The 24,576-nt window shown below is 59.8% G+C and carries 25 protein-coding genes; 17 read left to right on the top strand and 8 right to left on the bottom strand.

Annotated elements, in window-relative coordinates:
• Position 1: 1 nt before the first annotated feature.
• The 3 genes from ACMVPR_RS08500 to dctP form a co-directional block, all read right to left on the bottom strand.
• Positions 2-1,306, bottom strand: coding sequence for a TRAP transporter large permease (locus ACMVPR_RS08500; protein ID WP_416882488.1), 1,305 nt, complete (start codon positions 1,304-1,306; stop codon positions 2-4).
• A gap of 3 nt (positions 1,307-1,309) precedes the next feature.
• On the bottom strand, positions 1,310-1,828 hold the full coding sequence (locus tag ACMVPR_RS08505) for a TRAP transporter small permease (protein WP_416882489.1): 519 nt from the start codon (positions 1,826-1,828) through the stop codon (positions 1,310-1,312).
• Between the two features lie 75 nt (positions 1,829-1,903).
• Positions 1,904-2,890, bottom strand: coding sequence for a TRAP transporter substrate-binding protein DctP (gene dctP / locus ACMVPR_RS08510; protein ID WP_416882490.1), 987 nt, complete (start codon positions 2,888-2,890; stop codon positions 1,904-1,906).
• A gap of 141 nt (positions 2,891-3,031) precedes the next feature.
• Between dctP and ACMVPR_RS08515 the strand changes: the two genes are divergently transcribed.
• From ACMVPR_RS08515 to ACMVPR_RS08525, 3 genes are all read left to right on the top strand, one after another.
• Positions 3,032-3,673, top strand: a complete 642-nt coding sequence (locus ACMVPR_RS08515) for a TetR/AcrR family transcriptional regulator (RefSeq protein ID WP_416882491.1) — start codon at positions 3,032-3,034, stop codon at positions 3,671-3,673.
• Positions 3,670-4,323: a hypothetical protein gene (locus ACMVPR_RS08520; protein WP_416882492.1), complete on the top strand. Its 654-nt coding sequence runs from the start codon at positions 3,670-3,672 to the stop codon at positions 4,321-4,323. The genes ACMVPR_RS08515 and ACMVPR_RS08520 overlap by 4 nt, the downstream gene beginning before the upstream one ends.
• A 79-nt stretch (positions 4,324-4,402) precedes the next feature.
• Positions 4,403-5,731, top strand: coding sequence for an aspartate aminotransferase family protein (locus ACMVPR_RS08525; protein ID WP_416882493.1), 1,329 nt, complete (start codon positions 4,403-4,405; stop codon positions 5,729-5,731).
• Positions 5,732-6,588: 857 nt separating this feature from the next.
• Here the strand turns inward: ACMVPR_RS08525 and ACMVPR_RS08530 are convergent.
• Positions 6,589-7,488: a hydrogen peroxide-inducible genes activator gene (locus ACMVPR_RS08530; protein ID WP_416882494.1), complete on the bottom strand. Its 900-nt coding sequence runs from the start codon at positions 7,486-7,488 to the stop codon at positions 6,589-6,591.
• Positions 7,489-7,598: 110 nt separating this feature from the next.
• Between ACMVPR_RS08530 and ACMVPR_RS08535 the strand changes: the two genes are divergently transcribed.
• Positions 7,599-8,261 carry a peroxiredoxin gene (locus ACMVPR_RS08535; protein ID WP_416882495.1) on the top strand — a complete coding sequence of 221 codons (663 nt, stop codon included), beginning with the start codon at positions 7,599-7,601 and terminating at the stop codon, positions 8,259-8,261.
• Positions 8,262-8,310: 49 nt separating this feature from the next.
• Here the strand turns inward: ACMVPR_RS08535 and ACMVPR_RS08540 are convergent, their stop codons facing one another.
• Complete coding sequence (locus tag ACMVPR_RS08540) at positions 8,311-8,937, bottom strand: RrF2 family transcriptional regulator (RefSeq protein WP_416882496.1); 627 nt, start codon at positions 8,935-8,937, stop codon at positions 8,311-8,313.
• On the opposite strand from ACMVPR_RS08540, the gene cydD reads away from it, so the two are divergent.
• The 8 genes from cydD to ACMVPR_RS08580 all read left to right on the top strand — a co-directional run bounded on the left by cydD (position 8,910) and on the right by ACMVPR_RS08580 (position 17,553).
• Positions 8,910-10,541, top strand: a complete 1,632-nt coding sequence (cydD, locus tag ACMVPR_RS08545; protein WP_416882497.1) for a thiol reductant ABC exporter subunit CydD — start codon at positions 8,910-8,912, stop codon at positions 10,539-10,541. The two genes, ACMVPR_RS08540 and cydD, sit on opposite strands and share 28 nt — an antisense overlap.
• On the top strand, positions 10,538-12,196 hold the full coding sequence (locus ACMVPR_RS08550) for an amino acid ABC transporter ATP-binding/permease protein (protein ID WP_416882498.1): 1,659 nt from the start codon (positions 10,538-10,540) through the stop codon (positions 12,194-12,196). The genes cydD and ACMVPR_RS08550 overlap by 4 nt, the downstream gene beginning before the upstream one ends.
• 120 nt (positions 12,197-12,316) lie before the next feature.
• Positions 12,317-13,930, top strand: a complete 1,614-nt coding sequence (locus ACMVPR_RS08555; protein WP_416882499.1) for a cytochrome ubiquinol oxidase subunit I — start codon at positions 12,317-12,319, stop codon at positions 13,928-13,930.
• Between the two features lie 5 nt (positions 13,931-13,935).
• Positions 13,936-15,096, top strand: coding sequence for a cytochrome d ubiquinol oxidase subunit II (cydB, locus tag ACMVPR_RS08560; RefSeq protein ID WP_416882500.1), 1,161 nt, complete (start codon positions 13,936-13,938; stop codon positions 15,094-15,096).
• Positions 15,097-15,110: 14 nt separating this feature from the next.
• The gene (cydX, locus tag ACMVPR_RS08565; protein ID WP_416882501.1) at positions 15,111-15,263 is read left to right on the top strand and encodes a cytochrome bd-I oxidase subunit CydX; all 153 of its coding nucleotides are present in this window, start codon (positions 15,111-15,113) and stop codon (positions 15,261-15,263) included.
• Between the two features lie 111 nt (positions 15,264-15,374).
• Positions 15,375-15,812 carry a hypothetical protein gene (locus tag ACMVPR_RS08570; protein WP_416882502.1) on the top strand — a complete coding sequence of 146 codons (438 nt, stop codon included), beginning with the start codon at positions 15,375-15,377 and terminating at the stop codon, positions 15,810-15,812.
• A 74-nt stretch (positions 15,813-15,886) separates the two neighbouring features.
• A complete protein-coding gene (locus tag ACMVPR_RS08575) occupies positions 15,887-17,194 on the top strand; it encodes an FAD-dependent oxidoreductase (protein ID WP_416882503.1) in 1,308 nt (435 codons plus the stop codon).
• An 11-nt stretch (positions 17,195-17,205) separates the two neighbouring features.
• The gene (locus ACMVPR_RS08580) at positions 17,206-17,553 is read left to right on the top strand and encodes a DUF5368 domain-containing protein (protein WP_416882504.1); all 348 of its coding nucleotides are present in this window, start codon (positions 17,206-17,208) and stop codon (positions 17,551-17,553) included.
• A 115-nt stretch (positions 17,554-17,668) separates the two neighbouring features.
• On the opposite strand, the gene ACMVPR_RS08585 is transcribed toward ACMVPR_RS08580, so the two are convergent.
• Positions 17,669-18,016 carry a hypothetical protein gene (locus ACMVPR_RS08585; protein WP_416882505.1) on the bottom strand — a complete coding sequence of 116 codons (348 nt, stop codon included), beginning with the start codon at positions 18,014-18,016 and terminating at the stop codon, positions 17,669-17,671.
• Between the two features lie 11 nt (positions 18,017-18,027).
• Between ACMVPR_RS08585 and ACMVPR_RS08590 the strand changes: the two genes are divergently transcribed.
• From ACMVPR_RS08590 to ACMVPR_RS08610, 5 genes are read left to right on the top strand one after another with little or no spacing between them, the layout of a single operon-like run.
• Positions 18,028-18,897 (top strand): PhnD/SsuA/transferrin family substrate-binding protein, encoded by an 870-nt coding sequence (locus ACMVPR_RS08590; protein WP_416882506.1) that lies wholly within the window; start codon positions 18,028-18,030, stop codon positions 18,895-18,897.
• Entirely contained in the window at positions 18,890-19,708 is an 819-nt protein-coding gene (locus ACMVPR_RS08595; protein WP_416882507.1) for a phosphonate ABC transporter ATP-binding protein, read from the top strand. Before ACMVPR_RS08590 ends, ACMVPR_RS08595 begins: the two co-directional genes overlap by 8 nt.
• Complete coding sequence (phnE, locus tag ACMVPR_RS08600) at positions 19,701-20,504, top strand: phosphonate ABC transporter, permease protein PhnE (RefSeq protein ID WP_416882508.1); 804 nt, start codon at positions 19,701-19,703, stop codon at positions 20,502-20,504. Before ACMVPR_RS08595 ends, phnE begins: the two co-directional genes overlap by 8 nt.
• Positions 20,501-21,145 (top strand): class I SAM-dependent methyltransferase, encoded by a 645-nt coding sequence (locus ACMVPR_RS08605; protein WP_416882509.1) that lies wholly within the window; start codon positions 20,501-20,503, stop codon positions 21,143-21,145. Before phnE ends, ACMVPR_RS08605 begins: the two co-directional genes overlap by 4 nt.
• Positions 21,145-22,350, top strand: coding sequence for an alpha-D-ribose 1-methylphosphonate 5-triphosphate diphosphatase (locus ACMVPR_RS08610; RefSeq protein WP_416882510.1), 1,206 nt, complete (start codon positions 21,145-21,147; stop codon positions 22,348-22,350). Before ACMVPR_RS08605 ends, ACMVPR_RS08610 begins: the two co-directional genes overlap by 1 nt.
• A gap of 214 nt (positions 22,351-22,564) precedes the next feature.
• Here the strand turns inward: ACMVPR_RS08610 and ACMVPR_RS08615 are convergent, their stop codons facing one another.
• Both ACMVPR_RS08615 and ACMVPR_RS08620 read right to left on the bottom strand, forming a co-directional pair.
• Positions 22,565-23,029 (bottom strand): glyoxalase superfamily protein, encoded by a 465-nt coding sequence (locus ACMVPR_RS08615; RefSeq protein ID WP_416882511.1) that lies wholly within the window; start codon positions 23,027-23,029, stop codon positions 22,565-22,567.
• Complete coding sequence (locus ACMVPR_RS08620) at positions 23,026-24,414, bottom strand: MATE family efflux transporter (protein ID WP_416882512.1); 1,389 nt, start codon at positions 24,412-24,414, stop codon at positions 23,026-23,028. The genes ACMVPR_RS08615 and ACMVPR_RS08620 overlap by 4 nt, the downstream gene beginning before the upstream one ends.
• Positions 24,415-24,576: the final 162 nt, after the last annotated feature.

Below are 24,576 nucleotides of genomic sequence, written 5' to 3' on the forward strand. Positions count from 1 at the left end.
CTCAGTGCAAGCCCAGCAGGCGCGGGACGAAGAGCGACAATTCCGGGAAAAACGTGACCAGCAGCATCACGGGAAGCGCGACGTAGAAGATGATCTTCAAGGCGGGTTTGACAGCCTCGTGGATCGAGACCTTTCCGATCCGGCACGCCATGTAGAGGATCGGCGCGACGGGCGGGCTGTTGGCGCCGATCACGACCGAACAAGCGACGATCGAAGCATAGTGTACCGGGTCGACCCCATGATGCACCATCAAGGGCATCATAAGCGGTGCGATGACCACGGTCACCGACAGATCATCCATGATCATGCCAACGAAGATCAGGAACGCGTTGACCAAGAGCAGGATCAGGATCTTATTTTCCGTAACATGCGTTACGGCTTCTGTCAGTTCCTGCGGCACGCTTTCGGCCACCATGATCCGGCCGATCATGAAGGAAAACAGCAGGATCAGGATGATTGTTCCCGTCGTTTCGCCGGCTTCGACCAGACTCTGGCGGAAGCGGGTCAGGGTAAGATCGCGGTAGATGAAAAAGCCGATCAGGATTGCCATGAACAAGGCGACGGCTGCGGCTTCGGTCGGGGTAAATACGCCACCATAGATGCCACCCAGAATGACCACCGGCATCATCAGGGCCGGAAGGGCCTGAAGTGTCGCCCGCAGCGGGCCATGGGGTGATTTCTGTGCCGAAATCGCCGCCATCCGTTCGGGCGTGTCTACCAGCATCCTTGCGGTCACGATCTTGTTAAAGATCATCAGTCCGAACATCAGCAGAAGGCCTGGCACGATCGTTGCCGCGAAAAGTGCGGTGATGGACTGGCGGGTGACAACACCGAAGAGGATCAGGGTTATCGACGGCGGGATCAGGATGCCGAGCAGCGAAGACACGCCCAGCAACGCGCTTGTATAGCCGCGGGGATAGCCACGGGCGGCCAGCGGATCACCCATGATGGTGCCGATCGAGGCAACGGCAGCGGTCGCCGTTCCCGAGATTGCGCCGAAGACCCCGGACGAACCGATAAGTGCCGCGCCGAGGCCGCCTTTGCGGCCACGCATCGCCATGGACATGAAGCTGATCAAGCGTGCAGCAACTCCGCCACTCTGCATCAGATAGCCAGCCAGGACGAACAGCGGCAAGGCCAGCAGGATGACCGAGTCAAGCGACCGGAACCCCTGCAAGAGCAACGTCGATGTGTTGATGTCATAGGCCCAGACCAGAAACATCAGGACGCCTGCGAAAGACCACGCTACTGGCACCCCGAAGATCATCAGGGCCATCAGGAGCAAGATACCCAATAGAGCTTCCATGGTTCAGACCTCTCCGGCGCTCTGATCGGCTCTGCCAAACACGGCGGCCGCGGCGACGATGGCGTCCCGAACGGCATAGACAGCACAGAGAATGGCAGCCAGGACGATCGCAGATTGCGGGACGATGAGAGGAATGCTGAGAGCGGCAGTCGTTTGCGGCCGCTTGATCGACCAGGCGACCATGTCGTTGGCCAGGCTCAGAAAGAACAGGCTCAGCACGACCATGACCACCGATACCGCGAAAGTATGCAGGGCTTTGTGCTTTGGATTCTTCAAAGACAAGGCAAGGAAATCGACCACCAAATGTTCGTGGTTTCGGGCCGCGACCACGGCGCCGCACATGTAGAGCCACATTGCTGACAGGGTGGCGAGCTCCAGTACACCCACGACCGACCAACCAAGCACGAAACGGGCGAGAACCAGGAACAGGATCAGTCCGGTAATCGCAAGACTCGTAACGATCACCACGATGTTCAGAATGCCGATCAACCCGGCATCGAGCTTTCTGAGAAGGTCGACCATGTCGCGCTACTCCCGGTTTGCTGCATGCTTGAGAGGGTTGCGGCCGGAACCGTCGGACTCCGGCCGCAAAGTAGGCTAGTTCACCTGAGCTCGGATCAGATCCATGATTTCCTTGCCGACATCGGGTTCCATCTGCGGCCAGACTTCGGCGCGGACCTTCTGTGCGATCGGCGCAAGCTGTTCGTCGGTCAGTTCGAGATACTCTTTACCCGACTGCACCCACTGATCGACATAGTGCTGGTCTTCGTCACGGGCGGCCTTGAAGCGGGTCTCCATCACCGCGACAGCAGCATCTTCGATCAGTTGCTTGTGTTCGTCTGAGAGGTCCTCATAGGTCTCGAGGTTGACCAGCAGGTTACCGGTCACGAAGGTGTGTTTGGTGCGGACGTAGTAATCGAGCACATCACGGAAATATTCGTAGTCCCAGTAGATCACGTTGCCCGCATCTCCGTCGACCACACCTGTCTGGATCGAGGTGTAGACCTCGCCCCAGTCGATTGCGGCGGATTGATAGCCCATCGATTCAAGTATCTGCGGGAACGGGAACAGCGGCGGCGTGCGTACCTTGATGTTCGCTGCGGCGGCAACGTCAGTGGCATAGCTGCCGCGGGTTGCAACTCCGCTGAAACCTTCCGGCCAGGCGCCGAAGTATTTCAGCCCGATGTCGTTGAACACCGTGTTCAGCACTCCGTTGGCCCAGCCGCCGGGCTTGTAGGCGTCCAGCGCCTCTTCCCAAGAGGTGACCATATAGGGGGTGTTCAGGATCCCGATTCGCTTGTCATAGGAAGTCGACGGCCATGAAATCATGACATCGACTTCACCGGCGACGAACAGGTCGAACACCTCAAGCTGACCGCCGAGTTCGTTCTGGTAGAAAATCTTGACGTCGATCTCACCGTTCGAGCCTTCCTTCACGGCATTCGCCCAGTTGGCAAGAGCAATGCCCGAGGGCGAATCACGGTCCCCGGAATTGGTCGCGAATTTCAGTTCGATTTCCGCCGAAGCAGCCGTTGCGGCCAGCGCGGTTCCGAACACGACGGCCGAGAAAAAGCTTCGAAACATCTCCATCCTCCTTGTTGGGTTGTTCTAAAATGCTTTCACATAACATTCGTTATGTATGTTGCGTAACATGCGTTATGTTTTATAGTTGTGTCAAACGTTTTTTCCGGACATCCCTTATCATGCCCGGCAACAGGAGCTGGCATGGCGGAGCGAAAATCCAGAAAAGATCGGAACCTCGACAAGGCAAGCTGGATCGCGGCTGCGCGTAAGGCGATGATTGAGAAAGGCATCGCCGGTATCAGTCTGCGACAGCTAGCAGAAGAGTTGGGGGCAACGACCGGGGCCTTCTACTGGCAATTCGCCAACCTCGAAGAGCTTCTGGAAGATGTGCGTCAGGACTGGGCGGAGCGTAATACCGCGCCGTTTACGAGAGCGATCGAAGCTGCAGGCGATGATGGATGGGACCAGTACCTTGCCTACGTCGGCGTGCTGCTGAAAGAGGATGAATACATCCCTCAATACGACAATGCGATCCGCGACTGGGCTCACAGCTCAAAGCGTACGGCCGAAGTCTTGAAGGAAATCGAAGCGTTCAGGATCCAACAACTTCACCAGGTGTTTTTGGCACTGGGATTCACTGGTCGGGCCGCACAGGTTCGAGCCTACGTCACTTATTTCCATCAGACCGGCTACAATGCGATGCAGGTGTCCGAGCCGAGGGAAGAGCGGTTGCTGAATATCCCGTATTATGCAGAAGTGCTCACCAGCAGAACCGATCTCCTGGGCTTGCAGACCGCCGAGGCCGTTTCTGATCATTTCGCAGAACGGGACAGCAAAGCTTGAGCGCCGAGCATAAGGTTCCTCAATCCGTCTCACAATCGGACGACATAGATGTCCGCCGGCGCGGCCGTAGAGCCCGTGCGGGCCGCAAATCTGTGGGCGGTTCCGAGCTTTACCGTGCCATCTTTCTGTCACCCGAAGGCGCGTACATCCGCTCATCGTGCGGGGGTGGTTTCGAGACGACGACATTCGGTGCCGCACCCGAGCTGCTCCGCTCCCTTATCGTGTTCCGGATTCAAGATGATCTGCTGACCTATCGGCGACTGGAGCGGATCGCTCCGACCGGAGAGATCAGCAAACGTGTTTTCAGATATGTCGGTGCCGCGGTTATGACGGGAGACCGCGTTTTCATGCATGACTATGAAACTGGAGCCGGAATCGAACTCACCCAGACGATCCTGAGTCCCGACTATTCCCATCGTTGGAACCGTTTGCACGGAATCAAGCTCGGCGTCGCCGCCAACAGCAAGCATCAGGCTTGTGCAGTTCGATTGCTCTTGGAACGCACGCCGACCCGGACGACCATCAGCGCAAATCTGCGATCTTGCGGGTTATTTCCAGCAGAAAGTACAAACCTGCCACCCGATATCCTGCCGATGTTCGAGAACAGCAGCTCTGGGCCTTATCTCTTCAATGCGTGGAACCGCACATAGCGCAGCCTTAGGGAAAACGGTCTTGTGTCTTGTTTCCTGCAGGAGCACGAAAGGGCATCGAGTTTAAGGAGATCAGACCATGGCGGGTCATATATTCGGGCGCAATACGGCGACATCCCTGCCTTTCGCTGTCGCCGGACACGGGTGTTATCTGATCGACAGTACAGGCAAACGCTACCTGGATGGCTCCGGCGGCGCAGCGGTATCCTGCCTTGGCCATTCCGATCCCGATGTCCGGGCGGCACTGCATGCGCAGCTTGATCGGCTGGCGTTTGCACATACAGGGTTCTTCACCAGTGAACCCGCTGAAGCCTTGGCCGATGTTCTGATCGCCGACGCGCCCGAGGGCATCGATAGGGTATATCTGGTATCTGGCGGGTCCGAAGCGGTCGAGGCCGCAATCAAGCTGGCACGCCAGTATTTCATGGAGGCCGGCCAGCCCGACCGGCATCGCGTCATTGCGCGGCGGCAAAGCTACCATGGCAACACGCTCGGCGCGCTGGCGGCAGGCGGCAATGCCTGGCGGCGCGCACAGTTCTCGCCGCTGCTGGTGGCAACCAGCCATATTGCGCCATGTTTCGAGTATCGCGACCAGCAGGCGGGAGAAAGCCAGTACGCCTACGGCCAGCGCGTCGCCGACGAACTCGAGGCCGAGATCCTACGGCTGGGGCCAGACACGGTCATGGCCTTTATAGTGGAACCTGTGGTAGGGGCGACCATGGGAGCCGTGCCTGCGGTGCCAGGCTACCTGCGTCGTATCCGCGAAATCTGCGATCGATACGGCGTGCTGCTTATCGTCGACGAAGTGATGTGCGGCATGGGGCGCACCGGGCATCTCTTCGCATGTTCCGAAGATGGCGTTGCCCCTGACATGATCACCGTGGCCAAGGGGCTTGGCGCGGGCTATCAGCCCATCGGCGCCTTGCTCACGACAGGTCGCATCTATGAAACCATCGCAACAGGCTCCGGTTTCTTCCAGCACGGCCATACTTACATGGGACACGCCATGGCTGCGGCCGGGGCCACGGCCGTTCTGCGCGCCATCCATGATCGCGGCCTCTTGGCACAAGTGCAGACGATGGGTGCCCATCTGGACGAGGCGCTGCATGCCCGGTTCGGTCAGCATCCGCATGTTGGCGATATTCGGGGGCGCGGGCTGTTTCGCGGTCTCGAACTCGTGGCGGACCGCGACAGCAAAGCTACCTTCGATCCGGCCCGCAGACTCCACGCCCGGATCAAGGCGGAAGCGATGCAAGAGGGCCTGATCTGCTATCCTATGGGCGGCACGATCGACGGGCGGGCTGGCGACCACGTCCTTTTGGCACCGCCCTTCATCATCACAGAGGACCAGATCGGTGAATTGACCGACAAGCTCGCGCTGGCGATCGACCGAGCGCTGGCGGTATGAGCCGTTCAGCCCCTCAGCCGCGCACCATGATCACCCCAATGGCGCGAGCAGAGGCAAAACGGGTCCGTACCGAACTGCTGTACACGTCCCGTGCGCATCACCGCAGCGTACGCCCACTTTACCGCACAGGCGAGCTCCATATACACCCATCTGCGCGGGACAAAGGTTCGCAATGGCCTTAAGATGCGGGAAATCACTGCCAAGGTCGGCGACCAAGGGTCCGACAAACAGTAGGGCGAAAGATATCATTCACTTGCGAGAAACATTCGTCCTTTCAATGGGTGTCCAAAAGTTACAACATTTTTTACAACATGACAGTAGGGCTTCCGCAAAGCGCTTAAATATTGAAGGAATTTTCGAACTACCTGTTCCATCCATCATAGGGGCAGAAGAAAGGCGCGCGACCTCGGTGGCTGCGTTCAAAGGCATTCAGCAATCTCCAAGGGTCCGCCATCGCTTGGGACTGACCCACTATGCACATCATACGCACACGAAAGACGTACCGCCACCCTGCCCCGTGCAAAGACAACCGAAAGGCGGTGTTTCGGTGGGTCCACGGCTGAAACCAACCCCGAAACTCAATCTGTTCACGACCCACGGCTGAAATATGCTCACCGCCAAAGCGATCCAAGGAGCAGACATTGCTGTGACGAGCAACGATAAATGAACAAGCGTTTCTCATACCTTCGCGTTGCGTGCAGCATTCAACAGAGTCAGCGAGCAGCGGAAGTTCGCCGCGACTTCGTACAGACGAGTGGCCGGATGGAAAAGCTGGTGTTGTGCGATAGATCAAACCGGCAACAGACAAATTTCTTGCGTTTGTTTTTGCCCAAGAAGCCGCAGGTCGCGCTGACTACTCAAGCAGACGGGGCTCTTGATTGAAGCAAGATTTCACCAAACTTTCGAAAAATATCTGTCTGAGCACTACTCTGGCGCCATGCCAACACGATCCGGCGCGGGGTTGCGCCTTCGAGCTGCGACAGATGCAAATCATGTCCGGCCGTCAGGCCTGCATCAATTGCAAGGTTTGGCAAAAGGGTGACCCCGATGCCTTCCTCAACCATCGAGACCAGTGTCGGCAAACTGGTTGCCGCAAAAGATGTGTCCTCTTCCAGCGTAACGCCCGGCACGCTCGACAGCGCGTGTTTTTGCAGGCAGTGACCGCGCTCAAGCAGCAACAGACGACGCCCGGCCAGATCAGACCCTTGGACCCGCGAAAGATTGGCCAGCGGATGCGCGCGGGGGGTCGCAAGGCTGTAATCGTCCTCGAACAACGGCAGAGTGTCCACTTGTGGTGGCAAATCATGGGGCAAAGCGATCAGGATCAGGTCCAAACGCCCATCCGTCAGACCTGCCAACAGCGACTCGGTTAATTCTTCGCGCAAGAATATCCGCATCTCGGGCCAAGCCGCCCGCAATCCCGGCAGCGCGCGGGGAAGCAAAAAGGGACCGACGGTCGGGATCACACCAAGTCTGAGCTGCGTCATGCCTGCCGAAGTTTCAGCCTTTGCGGCGGCCTCGAAATCGGTCACCTTCGCAAGGATCTCTCGGGCGCGCTCTGCGAGGGTGGTCCCGATCGAGGTCATCAGAACGGAATGGGTGCTGCGTTCGGCGACTTTCACACCAAGACGCGCCTCCATTTCTTTCAAGCCGGTGGACAGAGTTGATTGCGTGACGTTGCAGATCTCGGCAGCGCGCGAGAAATTTTCCGTGTCAGCCAAGGCCACAAGGAACCGCATTTGGCGAAGCGTTGTCATACTGTCCCTTGGTTATCGTAATTTCCGATTACCAAGCTCGTTTAATTCAATTTCCAGAATATATCCAGAGGGTCTATCTCGGTCTCAGACACATCACAGGAGAGACCACAATGAACGCTGTCACCGAAATCACATCCCAGGCCCATGTTACCCTGCCCCGCCTCAACGAACCCGCGCCGGCTTTTGATGCGATGACCACACATGGCCGGAAATCGCTGGCGGATTATCGCGGCAAATGGCTGATCCTGTTCTCGCACCCGGCCGACTTTACCCCGGTCTGCACCACCGAATTCATGGCCTTTGCCCGCCGCGCCGATGACTTCGCCGCGCTGAACACGGAACTGCTTGGCCTGTCCATCGACAGTCACTACGCCCATATCGCATGGGTGCGGTCGATCAAGGACAGCTTTGGCGTCGACATCCGCTTCCCAATCATCGCCGATCTCGACATGAAAGTGGCGCAGGACTACGGCATGATCCAGCCGGGGGCGTCCGACACACAGGCCGTGCGCGCGACCTTCATCATCGACCCCGACGGAATTCTGCGGGCGATGGTCTATTATCCGATGACCAATGGCCGTTCGATTGACGAGTTCTATCGCCTGATCCAAGCGCTTCAGACCTCAGACACCCACAAGGTGGCGACCCCCGAAAACTGGAAACCCGGCCAGGACGTGATCGTTCCGACGCCGCAAACGACCGATGCCGCCGAGGCACGGATGTCCGAGGGATATGAGACCACGGATTGGTACTTCTCGACAAAGTCGCTCTGAGTGTCATGGGATTGTGCTCTTCCCGACATACCTGGGAAGAGCGCATCCGTCAGGCGGAAGCCGTGTGGCCCGAACAGGAAGCAGAGATATCGGGGCGCATCGCAAGCAAATCCATCAACCCGCAATTGCCGCGTACGAGATCTTCGAGCGTTACCATGTCCAGCTCGTGATAAAACGCCTCCAGCGCCCGCACGACATAGCCACGCAGGCGGCAGGTTGCGGCCAAGGGGCATGTGTTGCGAACTTCGTCAAAGCATTCGGCAAATGGGATGTCGGTTTCGAATATGCGGAACACCGCACCAATCGAAATCCGGTTGGCAGGCTTGGCAAGACGGATACCGCCAGTGCGCCCCCGTAGGGTCTCCAGATAACCCTCGGCCTGGAGTTGCTGGACGACCCGCGCGACATGATTGATTGAGGCATTGCAGCGTTCTGCTATGTCCGATGTGCGCACAAGCCGTTCGTCATTGACCGCGCAGAACATCAGGGTGCGCGCGGCAAGATTGGTTCGGGTCGTCAGACGCATGGCGTTTCCTTCACGTTCCGACCGATATTCCACATCGTGGATACCAGTTTCTTTGATCCAGATCACGTCAAATCCAAAGATCATGCCGTAAGAGACCATAAGCTCTGAACAGAAAGCGGACCATGCGCCAGCTTCAAAAGCCAAAGACATTTTCATCACCCACTGCCCGGTTGGGCGCGGTGCTGTCTGTTCTGGCCAACCTGATCTGGCTGGCGCAGGCCTGGCTGATTGCACATGTTCTGTCCGCGCTGTTGGTTGGCGAAGCCGTCAACGTGTGGGGAGTTTCATTCGCATTCTTTGGCCTAGGCGTTCTACGGGCGCTGCTGGCACGGCAAGCACAGGAAGCGCTGAGTTTGGCGGCAGAGGCCCAGATCCAGAAACTTCGGCACGAGATTGTTACGACGGAATCCTCTACCGACGCCTTGTCCCGCTTCGGCGGTGCGGGGTCAATTGCTGCTCTAGCGACCGAGAAACTCGACGCGGTTCGTCCGTTTCTACTGCGTTATACCCCGGCCCGCATGCGGGTCATGGTTGTACCATTGGTCATCCTAGCGATCACGGCTTGGCACAGCTGGTCTGCAGCAGTGGTTCTGCTCGCGGCAGGTCCGCTGATCCCGGTGTTCATGGCTTTGGTCGGTTGGGCCGCAAAAGAGGCCAGTGCGCGTCAGATGGTCGAGATCGGGTCATTGAACGACCTGCTCGCAGACCGATTGGCAGCGCTGGCGGACCTGACGCTGATCGGTGCTGGTCCTCAGGTCATTGACGGGTTTGCAAGGGCGTCAGACGCCCTCCGGCATAAAACGATGGCCGTTCTGCGGATCGCCTTCCTGTCGTCCACCGTGCTCGAGCTTTTCTCGGCGCTGGGTGTCGCGATGATCGCCGTTTGGGTGGGCTTTGCGCTTTTGGGCGAAATCAGCTGGGGCACATGGGGGGCACCTCTGACGCCATTCGCGGGGATTTACCTGCTTCTTATGGCCCCGGATTTCTTTCAGCCCTTACGCGATCTGGCAGCCGCTTGGCATGACAAATCCGCAGCCGACGCGGTACAGGAGGACTTGGCATCGTGGCGTGCAGAAAGCCGCCGGGAGATGCTGGGCCAAGGGGCTCAGGCACCGGCGGTGGCGTTCCAGGGCCTGAGACTGCGGGATGTGGAGGTTGATCATCCCGACCGCACATTGCGCTTTCCCGATCTGGATATCCTGCCCGGTGACAGCTTTGCCATCAGCGGACCGAGTGGTGTCGGAAAGACGACCCTTTTGCGGGTGCTTGCGGGTTTGGAAAAGCCGACACGCGGTGCTGTCCTGCTGAATGACGCACCGCTGACGGATACAAACGCCGACGCATGGCGCGCCGCTGTGGGCTGGATGCAGCAAACGCCGCGCTTTTTGGGGCGCAGCCTGCGTTACAATATCGGCTTTGGCGCGCCTTTGGATGACGAAATCCTCAGCCTCGCGCGGGTGACCCCAGTCGTCGCGAGCTTGCCGAATAAGGACCTGACACAATTGGGGGAAACCGGCGCGGGCTTGTCAGGTGGCGAAGCGCGACGGGTCATGCTTGCGCGCGCATTGAACCGGGCACCAGCAGTTCTCCTAGCTGATGAGCCGACGGCCGATCTCGATGCCGACACTGCGCATGACATCATTGATGCCCTGCTCGCCTATGTGGCAGGCGGCGGTACGTTGATCACCACGACGCATGATCCGCGCCTGATGGAGCGGATGCAAAATGTCATAGGTCTGGAGACCCAGTCATGAGGTCCTTGTTCCAGATCATCCGTCTGCTGCTAGCCGGAGAGCGCCGCGCCTTTGCTCAAGGGATGGCGTTGTCCGTGACGGTGTTGGTTATGGGGGTCGCTCTGCTGGCATTGTCGGGGTGGTTCATCACAGCCGCCGCCGCTGCCGGAATGATTGGAATGGGGACGCTCTTCAACGTGTTCGCACCTTCGGCAATGGTACGCTTCCTTGCCTTGGGCCGTACGGCTGCCCGGTACGGTGAGCGGTTGACCACCCATGACGCGACCTTACGCGCCCTTTCGAACCTGAGAGTGCGATTGCTGAGCGGCGTTCTGATGTCGCCCTATCGTCAGATCGAACGCTTGCGGGCCAGCGTGTTTCTGAACCGTGTGACCTCGGATATCGACGCGTTGGACGGTTTGGCTTTGCGATTGGTGCTTCCCGGTCTGGCAGGTTTGCTGGTGATCGGCGTGACCGCCTTGGCAATTGCCCTGCTGGTTCATCCGACAATCGCGGTCGTTATCCTGCTGGGTTACGCCATTGGGCCCACGCTGGTCTTCTTGTTGGGGCAAGCGCGAGCGGACAGGCCATCACGCAAAGCGCAGGCAGGTATGCAGGCGCTACGGAGCCGTGTCATTGACCTGATCGCAATGCGGGAAGAGCTGATCGTATTCGGGCAGGTAAGAGCTGCACGATCCGGCGTTGAAAGAGCGGCAGATTTCCAGTCCGAGAGCCAATCCGACGTTGAGCGGATCGAGAGGGCAACGGGGCTTTGGCTCGACATCATGGGATGGGCTGTTGTGGCGTCGGCACTTGGGATCGGAGCAACCCTGGCGCAGGCAGACGAGATCACGGCGGCACAGGCGGCGATTGGGATTTTCGCGGCATTGGCGCTTTCGGAGGCAGTGGCCCCTGTGCGCCGCGCCTTGTCCGAAATCGGACGGATGCGCGCGGCAGCAAAGCTGATTGTGCCGATGATCAACAAGTCCTGTGCGACACAGAGGTTGGACGTCAATGCCAAGGCGACAACACTTGTCGCAGAAGCGTTCGCGGCAGCTAACCACACCAATGCCCCACTCTTCGACCCCGTGTCCTTTTCCGTCGCACCAGGTGAAACCGTCGCACTGACCGGGCGCAGCGGTTGCGGAAAGTCGACTGTGTTGTTGCAAGCGGCAGGGCACGGAACGGCCAGCTGGGGCACGTTGAAACTCGGCGGCTTGGATGTTGATCAGATCGACACCGAGCTTCGAACGCGCCTGATTGCCATGGTCCCCCAAAGGCATGCGCTGGTCGCGGGGACGATTGCAGAGAACCTCAGACTTGCCGCGCCTGCGGCCACGGATGCGGAACTCTGGGCTATGCTTGAGGCTGTTCAACTTGGCGAAACTGTAGAGCAAAAAGGTGGGCTGGACGCCCAGCTTGGGTTCCGGGGTGCCGGCCTGTCTGGTGGCGAAGCGCGGCGGATGGTTCTGGCGCGGGCGCTGCTGCGCAAACCGAAACTGCTTTTACTCGATGAGCCGACCGAAGGGTTGGACGCACCGCTGGCCAGCCGCGTGCTGGCGGGCATCAGAAGGACACTTCCGGACACGGCGATCCTTATGGCAGCGCACCGTCCCGAAGAGGTCGACTTTGCGGATCGCGTCGTGGCGCTGAGCCCCACCCCGCGGATCACCTGAATTAATTCGCATCTGCGATACCGGTTTTTGATCTGGGTCAAATAAAACATCTCAGAATCAGAATACGAGAACTTAATCCGCATCGCCGATGCGAATTATTATGCATTCAAGGAGCACATCATGGAGATCGGTCTGGTCGAGCTGTCGCGCATGCAATTCGCGCTGACGGCGATGTATCACTTTCTCTTCGTGCCGCTGACGCTGGGTCTATCGATCCTCGTGGCGATCATGGAGACCGTCTACGTCATGACGAACCGCCCCATCTGGCGGCAGATGACGAAATTCTGGGGCACGCTGTTCGGCATCAACTTTGTGCTGGGCGTCGCCACAGGCATTACGATGGAATTCCAGTTCGGCATGAACTGGAGCTATTACAGCCACTATGTTGGCGACATCTTTGGCGCGCCCTTGGCCATCGAAGGTCTGATGGCGTTCTTCCTTGAAGCCACGTTCGTCGGTCTGTTCTTCTTCGGCTGGGACAAGCTGAGCAAGGTGCAGCACATGGTCGTTGCATGGTTGGTTGCCATCGGGTCGAACTTCTCGGCTTTGTGGATTCTGATCGCCAACGGCTGGATGCAAAACCCGGTCGGGGCTGAATTCAACCCCGACACAATGCGGATGGAGATGACGTCATTCTTTGACGTGCTCTTCAACGAAGTGGCGCAGGCGAAGTTCGTACACACCGTATCTGCGGGCTACGTGACCGCGTCGGTCTTCGTGCTGGGCGTTTCGGCGCTCTACCTCATTCAGAACAAGCACAAGGATCTGGCCCGCCGGTCCATTGCGGTCGCGTCAGCCTTCGGCTTGGCTGCGGCCTTGTCTGTTGTCGTTCTTGGCGACGAGTTGGGCTATTCCGCCAGCCACACCCAGAAGATGAAGCTCGCCGCGATCGAGGCGATGTGGGAGACCCACGACGCCCCTGCCCCGTTCACCGCAATCGGCTTTCCGGATCAAGAAGCACGAGAAACCCACTACGCTGTGGAAATTCCATGGGCGATGGGTCTGATCGGGACACGGTCGCTGACCAAGGAAATCCCCGGCATCAACGATCTGGTCGCTGAATCCGAGGACCGCATTCGCGAAGGCCTCATCGCCTATGACGCGCTGATGACCATTCGCGAACAGCGTGATGAAACCCCTCAGTCCGTGCGCGATACGTTTGAAGCGCATTCCGAGAACCTTGGGTTTGCCCTTCTTCTCAAGCGCTATGTCGACGATCCGCGCGATGCGACGGAAGAGCAGATCAAGATGGCCGCCGATGATACCGTTCCCGGCGTGGCCCCTCTGTTCTGGGCCTTCCGCCTGATGGTGGCGCTTGGCTTCAGCTTTATCGCGGTGATGGCTTATTTCTTCTACCGTGCCTCGTTCCGGAACATGCAGTTTCCGCGCTGGTCGCTCTATGCTGCTGTCGCCATCATCCCGACGCCCTGGATTGCAGCCGAACTGGGCTGGTTCGTGGCCGAGTTTGGCCGCCAGCCCTGGACCGTCGATGGCGTGCTGCCGACAGCGCTCAGCGCCTCGCATCTGAGCATCGCGGACCTGCTGATTACACTGGTCGGGTTCCTGATCTTCTATTCGGTTCTCTTCGTGATCGAGATGAGCCTGATGGTGAAATACATCCGCAAGGGCCCGTTCCAGGACGTCGATGAAACCAATGCCTGGCAGGAACGGCACGAGGCGCGACTGCGCTCCGAGACACCCGCTCCGACCCTTGCCGCAACCCCTGCGGAGTAAGACAGATGATCCTTTTTGAACTGATCGACTATGACATCCTGCGCGTGATCTGGTGGGCGCTTTTGGGCGTGCTCCTGATCGGATTTGCCCTGACCGACGGGTTTGACATGGGGGTTGGCGCGCTGCTGCCCTTCGTCGCCAAGACCGATGTGGAACGCCGCGTGGCGATCAACACCGTCGGCCCCGTCTGGGAAGGCAACCAGGTGTGGTTCATCCTTGGCGGTGGTGCGATCTTTGCCGCTTGGCCGCCGCTTTATGCCGTCAGCTTTTCGGGCTTCTACCTTGCGATGTTCGTGGTTCTGGCCGCTTTCATCGTGCGCCCGGTGGCGTTCAAGTACCGCTCCAAGCGCGACGGCGCGACATGGCGTGCGCGGTGGGATTGGGCCTTGTTTGCCGGTGGTGCAGTGCCTGCGCTCCTGTTCGGCGTGGCGGTGGGCAATGTCCTGCTGGGTGTGCCGTTCTACCTGACCGAAGACCTGATGCCGATGTATCCGGGCAACTTCGCCGTCAAGTTCATCGGCCTCCTGCGCCCCTTTGCACTGCTCGCTGGGGTGGTGTCGCTGGCGATGCTGCTGATGCACGGGGCTGCGTGGTTGTCGCTCAAGGCTGAAGGCGTCGTCGCCGAACGTGCGCGCTCCATCGGGATCAAAGCGGGGATCGTCGCTGCTGCGGGCTACGCGCTGGCGGGTCTGTGGCTGGCCTTTGGAGTTGATGGCTTTTCTTTGGGCGAAGTCGCGGCCAATGGCCCGTCCAATCCGCTCTATTCCGAAGTGACCCGCGGTGGGTCGTGGCTGTCGGCCTATGCCGAGCGTCCGTGGATCGTGATTGCGCCGGTCATGGGCTTTGTCGGGATCGCACTGGCGGTGCTCGGTCTGAAGGCCGGGCGCGAGGTGTCGACCCTGCTCTGGTCCAAGATGGGCATCCTCGGCATCATCTCGTCCGTTGGGCTGACCATGTTCCCGTTCATCCTGCCCTCGACCCTTGATCCCAAAAGTTCGCTCACCGTGTGGGACGCATCGTCCTCGCATCAGACGCTGTTCATTATGCTGGTCGTCACCGCGATCTTCATGCCGCTGATCCTGATGTACACCGCGTGGGTCTACAAAGTGCTCTGGGGCAAGGTCACCGAAGCACAAGTCACTGACAACGCTGACACAGTTTACTGAAGGAGACCTGACCGATGTGGTATTTTGCCTGGCTTCTCGGATTACCCCTTGCCGCATTGTTCGCCGTTCTCAACGCGATCTGGCTGGAGATGCGCGCCGACGCCTGTTTCTCGGACGAAGGCGACTGTCCGATGGGTGAACACACCCATTCCAAGTCCGCACACTGAACGACCGGGGGCTTGTTCCTTCCTCCCCCTGTCCGGCGCGGGCCCCGTTATGGCGAGGGGTCCGCGCCCCAAGATTTCTTTTAAACCCCTGATCAAAATAGGACTTCCGAAATGAAAAACCTCATCCTTGCAGCTTGCGCTGCACTGACGCTGACAGGACCGGCCCTTGCGCAAGAGGCGCCTGGAACGCTGGTCACGATCCTGACTGCGCCAGAGCCGCAGACCCAGCTGATGGCGATGGTTCTGGCCATGCAAGCGGCCCAACAAGGCGCGGCTCCACATATCCTGCTCTGCGGTCCGGCCGGTGACATCGCGCTGAAAGACGCACCAGCCTCAGCGATAGCACCACAACCGCCGCGCGACATGAGCCCGAAAGGACTGCTTGGCAAGATCGCCGAAATGCCCAACGCCAAGGTCGAGGTCTGCGCGATCTATCTGCCGGGCAAAGGCATGCAGGCGGATGCGCTGATGGACGGTGTTACTGTCGCGCAGCCGCCAGCTATGGCCGCTGCAATGATCGCGCCGAACGCACGCATCGCCAGCTACTGAAACCAAGGCCCGCGGCCCTTTGAGGACGCGGGCTTTTTCATCTTCGCTTCGGATGTATACGGAGGAATACACTCATGGAATTCAAGCTGAACAGACGACAGATCCTGTCTCTGGCCGCAGGTGGCGCGGCGCTTGCCGCAACCGGCGCCGCAAAACGCGCCGACGCCCAGATCGCAACCAAAGCCCGCATCGTCATCATCGGAGCCGGTGCTGGAGGCACTGCACTGGCGAACCGTTTGGTCTCGCGACTGAACGGGGCTGAGATCACGCTGATCGACCCACGAGTCGAGCACCTGTATCAACCCGGCTTGTCTCTGGTCGCCGCCGGTTTGAAGCCCGCGAATTACGTGGTGTCGAAAACCACCGACTGGTTGCCAGATGGTGTGACCCTGATCGCTGAAGCGGCCGCTGCGATTGATCCCGAAGCAAAGACGGTCGACACCGCCGGTGGTCAGAAAGTGCCCTATGATTTCCTTGTGGTCGCACCGGGTCTGGTGCTGGACCACGATGCAATCGAAGGCTTCTCGTTGGATATGGTGGGGCAGAACGGCATCGGTGCGCTGTATGCCGGGCCGCAATATGCCGCCGCGACTTGGAAAGCAGCGCAGGCCTATACCGAAACCGGAGGTGTGGGCCTTTTCACGCGCCCGGCCACCGAGATGAAATGCGCCGGTGCGCCGCTCAAGCACACGTTCCTGATTGAGGACATTGCCAGAACAGCGGGCACACGGGGCAAGCTTGACGTGCATTACATGTCCAACAATGACAGCCTGTTCGGTGTGCCCATCGTATCGGAAAAGGTGCGCATGCTGTTCGGCGACCGGGGCATCACGCCCGAATACTCACACGTGCTGCGTGGGCTGGATGCAGGCGCCAAGACCGCGACCTTCGACACGCCCGAAGGCAGCGTCACGATGGAGTATGACTATATCCACGTCATTCCGCCACAGCGTGCGCCCGAGGTGATCCGACAATCCGGCCTGAGTTGGGCCGACAAGTGGACAGATCAGGGTTGGGTCGAGTGTGACATGGCCACCTTACGTCACCTGCGCTACGACACGATCTGGGCGCTTGGCGATGTGGCCGGGGTGCCCAAGGGCAAGACCGCCGCGTCCGTCAAATGGCAGGTCCCCGTAGTTGAAGAAGGGTTGATCTCGGCCATCGAAGGCCGCGAAGCGACTGAAACGTACAACGGCTACACATCATGCCCGATGATCACCCGCGTCGGACGCGCGATGCTGGTCGAGTTCGACTACAACAACAACCTAACACCGTCCTTTCCCGGCATCATCGCCCCACTGGAAGAGCTTTGGATCAGCTGGCTGATGAAAGAGGTGGCCTTGAAAGCAACTTATAACGCGATGTTGCGTGGACGCGCATAAGGAGACCTGACATGAAAGATATGACATTTGGTACAATCCTCGCCGTTTTCGAAGAGACCTTTGGCATCGGCCTGTTCTGGACAATGGTGGCCGTCGCAGCGCTTGTGACGATAGCGTATGTCTACGTTCTGATACGGGATCATAGCATCTCGTGGCGGAAATTCCTGCTGGCGCAACTCTCCATGCCGGTTGGTGCCATTCTTGCGATCTGGTTTGTTCTGGTGATGACCAGTTCGAAACTGACCGACCTCGGTGGGCCGGTGGATATCATTGTGGTCTTGGGCATTGCCGTCGCCGGAGCCATAGGGACCGCAATTCTGGTTTACACGATCCAATCCTTAATCCGTCCGAGGCAATGAGTTCCCGCGTCGCAATCGCGGGAAAGCGTGATAGCGACGGGTTCTGGCTCTTGGTTTTCGCTGCTACAGTCGCTGGCCTATGAGTATCGCAAACACAGTCTCTATTTCCGCCGTATCAGCCCGGAACTCGTCCGTTCGTTTCAGTCCCGTAATCAGACTCCTTTGCTGCGATAAATGCTTTCAAAGGAGCGGCGTCAAACCGCGACACGTCCACTTTGCCCATGTGGGTCGGAAAACACAAACACTCGAAGCGTTCTTTTCCATTGCCGCGCAATCGGGCACCGGACATATTTTGGCTCACTAAAGGCAAATAAGTACCTGTAATTCTTGTCAATTTACCAGCGCGCGAGCGGGATGTCGTTGTGGACGGTGTTAGGCCACCCATGGAAACTGTCACAAACACTTCATCAAAGCTTTGAAAGACTGCCACAGCCTTCAGTGATTCATCCGAATGAATGATCATTGGAGGATGTCATGAATCTCAAATCCCTTGTTATCGGTCTGAGCCTTGCCGCGACTGCGGCGTTCGGTGCGGCCGCAGAGAACTGGAAACTGGCTGTCACCGACGTTGAAGGCATGGAACGTCTGCAGTTGGAATGGGGCCCGTTCAAATCCGCGCTTGAAGAGGCGACTGGCGACACGTTCGAATTCTTCCCGGTGAACTCGCGCACGGCGGCTGCCGAGGCTCTGCGCGGTGAGACCGTCGACTTTGTTGTGTCCGGCCCTGCCGAATATGTCGTCATCAACAAACTGACCAACGCCACGCCGTTGATCGGCCTTGGCCGCCCTGACTATCACTGCACCATCGTCGTGCGCGCGGACAGCGGCATCAACGTGCCCACCGATCTCAAGGGCAAGAAGGTTGCCTTTGGCGACATCGGTTCGACCTCGAACATGCTGTGCCCGATGCAGGTGCTGGCGGATTACGGCGTCGATCCGGTGAATGACATCGAAAAGACCCACACCTCGCGCAACATCGCGTTCGAAGCGCTCAAGAACGGCGATATCGACGCGCTAGGCATGAACGCAGGCACCTTTGTCGGCGTGCGGAATGGTCAGGACGAACTGCCCTACGGGTTCTTCAAGATGATCGCACGCTCGGGCGACCTGCCCAATGACATGATCATGGTTGGTGCGCATGTTCCGCAGGAAACTGCGATGAAAGTGCGTGACGCCATCCTCGACAACAAGGCGCAGATCATCGCGGGCATCACCGCTCATGAAGAGAACGAAAAATATGTCGGCATGGACCTCGTCGCCATCGAAGACGGTGCCTATGACTACGTGCGCTCGATGTATGCCAACGCGGGCTACCCGCAGTTCGACAACTTCATCGGTGACTGATCTTGATCTGAAAGACCCGGTTCTGCTTGACGTGGGGCCGGTGGCAACCAGGGCGCACAGCGCCCTGGTTTCGCCTGGCGATATCGAAGCGCGGGATGTTGCCAAGAGTTTTGGCAGCACTTCGATCTTTGAAAATGTGAGCTTCCGGCTGGCGCGTGGTGAAGCGGTCGCTTTGGTCGGCGCCAACGGAGCCGGCAAGTCCACCTTGCTGCGGTGCCTCATGGGGTTGATCCCCGTGACGTCCGGCAGCGTTCACCTTTTGGGGGAAGAAACCTCTGCCGCGAAAGGTGCCGCGCTGCGCGCGTTGCGGGCGCAAGTTGGACTGGTGTCGCAGAAACACAACCTTGTCCCGCGCCTGTCCGTCTTGTCCAACGTGGTACACGGCTTTTTGGGACAAGCGCCGGGTTTGCGACACTGGACGCATATGCTTGCCCCAACCACGTCGCGCAGTGCTGCAATGCAGGCACTTGAAAAAGTCGGGCTTGCGGATTTCGCCACGCGCCGTGCGGATCGGCTGTCAGGCGGGCAGTCCCAGCGGGTGGCGATTGCCCGCGCCATCGTAAGCGGGCCCAAAGTCCTGTTTGCGGACGAACCCTGCGCCTCGCTTGATCCGTCGGCAGGCGAAGACGTGATGGCGTTGTTCTTCCGGCTTGTTAAGGATGAAGGCGTCACGGTTGTCTTCACCTCGCACAATATCGAACACGCTCTGCGGTTCGGCGACCGTGTGCTCGGCCTTGCGAACGGAAAACTGCAACTGGATGCAACTGCTGCGTCCCTGTCCCATTCAGACCTGCGAGGGCTCTATGACTGACCTCTCCCCTGCCCGACTCGAGCGGCCCTCTGCCGTCTCGTTCCTCGGTTACATGCTGGGGCTGGTGATCGTGTTCTGGTGCCTTGCCGGAGCCGGGTTTTCGCTCGACAAGGTCATGTCAGCGCCACCCCGTTTTGCCGATTTCGCGTCACGCGCCTTTCCACCCAACATGGACCCGCAAGTGTTGACCCGTCTGGGCTGGAAGATGGTCGAGACCTTGCAGATCGCCGTTGCCGGGGCGGTGATCGGCGTGATCCTGTCAGTTCCCGTGGCACTTTTTGCGGCGCGTGGCCTGATCGCCGGACCTGCCGTGAACCAGATTGTGCGGACCATCCTTGGCTTTATCCGCGCGGTGCCCGACATCGCCTGGGCCTTGGTGTTCGTGGTCGCCGTCGGGCTTGGACCCTTCGCCGGAATGCTGGCCATTGTGATCGACACCATCGGTTTTTGCGGTCGGTTTTTTGCAGATGACATGGAAGGCACCGACAAGGGCCCTGCGGAAAGCCTGACCGCGACCGGTGCGCGCAAGATTGACGTGGTCGCCTGTGCCACCATTCCTGCGGCGATGCCGGCTTTCGTGTCTACCGGCCTTTATGCCTTGGAAAAGGCCGTACGGTCGTCCACCATCCTTGGCCTTGTCGGCGCCGGTGGGATCGGGATCGAACTGAAAGTCGGGTTTGATCTTTTCGATTATCCAACCGCCATGACAGTGATCCTGATGATCGCGGTTGTGGTCATTGCCATCGAACAACTGTCGGGCTGGGCCCGGACACGCATTATCGGAGAACAGAAGTGAAGACAGATACGGCGGACCAGCATTGGAACGACCAATGGGCCGGAATCGACGCGGGCAGCAAGTGGCTGACGCCCGAAGAGGACGTGAAGCTTTGGGCCGCAGGTCTGCCCCCTGGCGCTCGCATCCTCGACCTGGGCGCAGGCGTTGGTCGCCACGCGCTTTGGCTGGCCGCGCAGGGGTTCGACGTGGTCGCGCTGGATGCCGCGCCAGAAGGCCTGGCCGAAATCGACAAGGCGGGCGGCGTCACAACAGTAGAAGCCCGCATGCATGCCCTGCCCTTCGAGGATCACAGCTTTGATCACGTGCTTAGCTGGAACGTCATTTACCACGGTGATGAAGACATCCTGCTGCGCACCATCGGGGACATCCGTCGCGTGTTGAAACCCGGCGGCAGCTATCTTGGCACCATGCTGTCAAAGCGACGTTTGCCTTCCGAGATCGCAAAGTATCCCGGTCGGGAAATCAGCCGCAATGCGTGGGTCTTCGACGCGCCGGGGACCGACAAGATACATCCGCACTACTTTTGTTCTGCCGCCGAATTATTGGCGCTGTTTTCGGGCTTCGAATGTCGCTGGCTGGAAGACCGGGAACATGAGAAACCGGGATCGTGGCATTGGCATTTGGTGATGGAGCGGTTGTGATGCAGACTTTTACCGGTGCGAGAGTCTATCTGCCCGACGGCATCACCGACACCACTGTGACCATCGAAGATGGGACGATTGTCGATATCGGCGGACCGGTTCAGGGCGATGTGATTGACGCACGCGGACTGATCCTTGCCCCCGCCCTTATCGACGTGCATGGCGATGCGTTCGAACGTCAGCTCATGCCGCGCCCCGGTGTGTTCTTTCCAATCGAAGCCGCTGTCCTCGACACCGACCGCCAGCTTGCCACAAACGGAATTGCAACGGCCTATCATGCGATCACGCTGGGCTGGGAACCCGGACTGCGTGAGGTGACCCGTGGTCGTGATCTGATGCAGACAATGCGCGATCTGGCCCCGCGCCTTTTGGTCGAAAACCGTGTGCAACTGCGCTGGGAGACCTTCGCCTTCGAAGCGCTTGAGACCATTGAATGGGCGCTGGACGGCCCGCTTTTGCCGTCGGTGGCATTCAACGATCACACCTCGATGACCATGCGCGCCTATGACGTGCCAATCCAGGATCGCGCGTTCGAATTCAGCCCGGATTTCACTGTTGCCGAACTGGACGACGACCGCATGCGCAAGCGCACGTCGTCCAAGGCGTACCGCTCGGGCATCAGCGAGGACGACTACATCGCGCTTTTGGGCGAGGTCTGGAACCGCCGCAACGATGTGCCCGGGACCATCGAGAAGGTCGCCGAGATGGCCCGCGCAAAAGGCGCGCCAATGCTCAGCCACGACGACACACGTGCCGAAACCCGTGCTTGGTTTCGCGACCGTGGTGCGCATGTGGCCGAGTTCCCGATGGTGATGGAGGCCGCCGAGGCTGCTCGTGCCAACGGTGATACGATCATCTTTGGAGCCCCGAACGCGGCACGGGGTGGGAGTCACATTGGCTCTCTTGGCGCGGGCGATATGGTCGAGGCCGGGATGTGCGATGCTCTGGCATCCGATTACTTTTACCCGGCCATGCTGGCCGCCGTGGCCCGCCTCGATGCAGATCGGCGCGCCGACCGTCTGAAGCTCTGGTCGCTCGTGTCCTCAGGTCCGGCACGCGCGATGAACCTGTCTGACCGCGGTAAGATTGCCGTTGGAACACGTGCAGATTTGGTGCTGGTGGATTGGCCGGACGGCCACCCGCCCGCGATTTTCGGAACATGGGTTGGGGGCAGGCCTGCCTTTCGCGGCCACCCTGCTGGGTGATCTCTCTGTAAAGTCGCCATATCATTGTCTCGCAATGACCATCTGACCGTAGATCCATAGTTCGCATGACCGGCACAAGATCAGAGCTTGCCGCAAGGCCGCTGAGAGCGCGGATCGCCGCGAGTGCTTGTTTGGCACGGCCCGCGACATTGAAATTCAGGGTTTGATGTTCCAGCCCGCCATCGCCATCAGCCCCACGAGCGAGAAGATCAGCTCATGAGTCATCCGGTTCCCTTTCGGTGCCGGGATGCGCGAGATCCAGCGCGACATGCGGTATGCCATCCGAGGTCCGCTCCTTCGAATGTCCCTCGGGACCGACCTCGACCCGGATCCGCTTGCGCAGATTCGAGAAGCTGTCGAAGCGGACCACGTCCACCGCCTCGTCGAGGTCGAGCACCAGCCGGAACCAACCGGGCCGAAACGGGTCCGCGGCCAGCACCGTCGCGGCGAAGGGCTGCGACAGGTAGCGCCCGGTCACCCGCCCGCCGACCTCCCAGCCTTGCGGCGGCCGGTCGCGCAACGCAGCGTGAAACGCGTTCCAGTCGCGGTAGCCGTGCCGCTGCGCGACCCGCTCCAGCGCCTGCGCGTGGCTGATCGCTTCGCCCTTCCCCGCAAGAGCGGCGCGCAGCCGCTTCGCCTCGCGCTTCGCCTCTGTGATTGTTGGCAAGCCGCGTTTCATGCCCGCACCTCCCGAACCGTGGTGAAGAGGCCCCAGCGCAGGGACTGCGCCCGTGCGACCTGCGCCAGCACGAGGCACGTCAGGCCTAAGAGCAGGACCTCCGCGACCGGCGCCGCGAGCCAGATACCGGGTTCCCCCGCTGATCCGGCCAGCGCGAAGGTCAACGGCATGGCGAAGAGATAGGGCTTGGAAAGCCCCAGGATCGCAGCACGGCCCACGTCGCCGATGGCTTGGAAATGCATGGCGATCATCATCAGCGGCCCCGCGGCAAAGAAACCCGCCGAGATCACCGGTAGGATTCGCGCAACCTCCGCCACGACGACTGGGTCCGACACGAAGGCCTCACCGATCAGTTCCGCGAAGACCATCATGCCGATCTGCAGCACCAAGCAATAGCCGAATGCGGCGATGACCGCCGTCCGAAGGCTCGCGTCGCTGCGGTGGAAAGCGCCCGCACCGAAATTGTTGCCCGTGATCGTTTGCATCGCATGGGCGAGACCAAGGAGCGGCAGAAAGGCGAAGGTGATCAGCCGAGTGACTATGCCGTAGGCCGAGACGGTCGCATCGTAGTGCGGCGCCTCGACCCATTGGAGAGCCGCGATGATCGACCCCGACCCGAGCGCAAGCCCGAGGAAGTTGAGGCTTTGCGGCGCGCCGAGGGCGAGGATGCGCCCCCAGCCCGTTACCGGCGAATGCAGCCACAGCGCGGACGGCCGAAGCTCAGTCTCACCGAAGATGCGGAAGCCAAAAATGATGGCGAGCGCCAGCGCCTGCGCCAGCGCGGTGCCGTAGCCGGAGCCTGCCACGCCCATGTCAAGCAGGCCGATCAGGACGTAGTTGAACCCCATGTTGCTGAGCGAGACGAGCAGGCTCATCGCTGCCATGAACATCACCAGCCCTTCGTTGCGCAGAGCGTCAGAATTGACCGACAGCACAAAGACCATGGGCGCGGCGAAGACCGTGATGCGCAGGTAGCTCAGCCCCATCGCGGCCAATTCCTCGGATCCGCCGGCCGCGAGAAGCGCGGCGGGTTTCCCGAACGCAAAGAAGAGCATGATAAGGAACAACCCCATGAAAGCCGCGAGTCCGTGCGCCGCGGAATACGTGGCGCAGGCCTCCTGCACGCGCCCAGCGCCAAGCTTCCGGGCGAGGATGCTCGACATGCCCGATGACACAAGCGTCGCCAGCGCCACGATCAGCATGTAGAGCGGGAACATCAGCGTGACGGCGGCCAATGCCTGCGGTCCCGCGAAGTGGCCAAGATATAGCGCATCGGCCACTGCAAGAGCGCCGTTCATGCCCATGACGAAGATGATAGGAATCGCGGTTCGCGCGTAGATCGGGCCGAGCGGCCCCTCGAGAAATGAATTGGTCTGGGACGACATGACCCCGTTCTCCTTCCGGCTCAGGTCGCGCAAAGACTGGACAGGGCCCGCATTACCATCCGCGCGACAGGTGCCGAGGATGACGAAGATCGTGTCTGCTACAGAACTTCACCGTGACAATTGTCGGCGGGCGGCAGGCGTCTGTTGCCTGAGCGCCCTGTA

Origin of the sequence: Marivita sp. (genome assembly GCF_048006345.1) — a bacterium.
Taxonomy (GTDB): Bacteria; Pseudomonadota; Alphaproteobacteria; order Rhodobacterales; family Rhodobacteraceae; genus Marivita.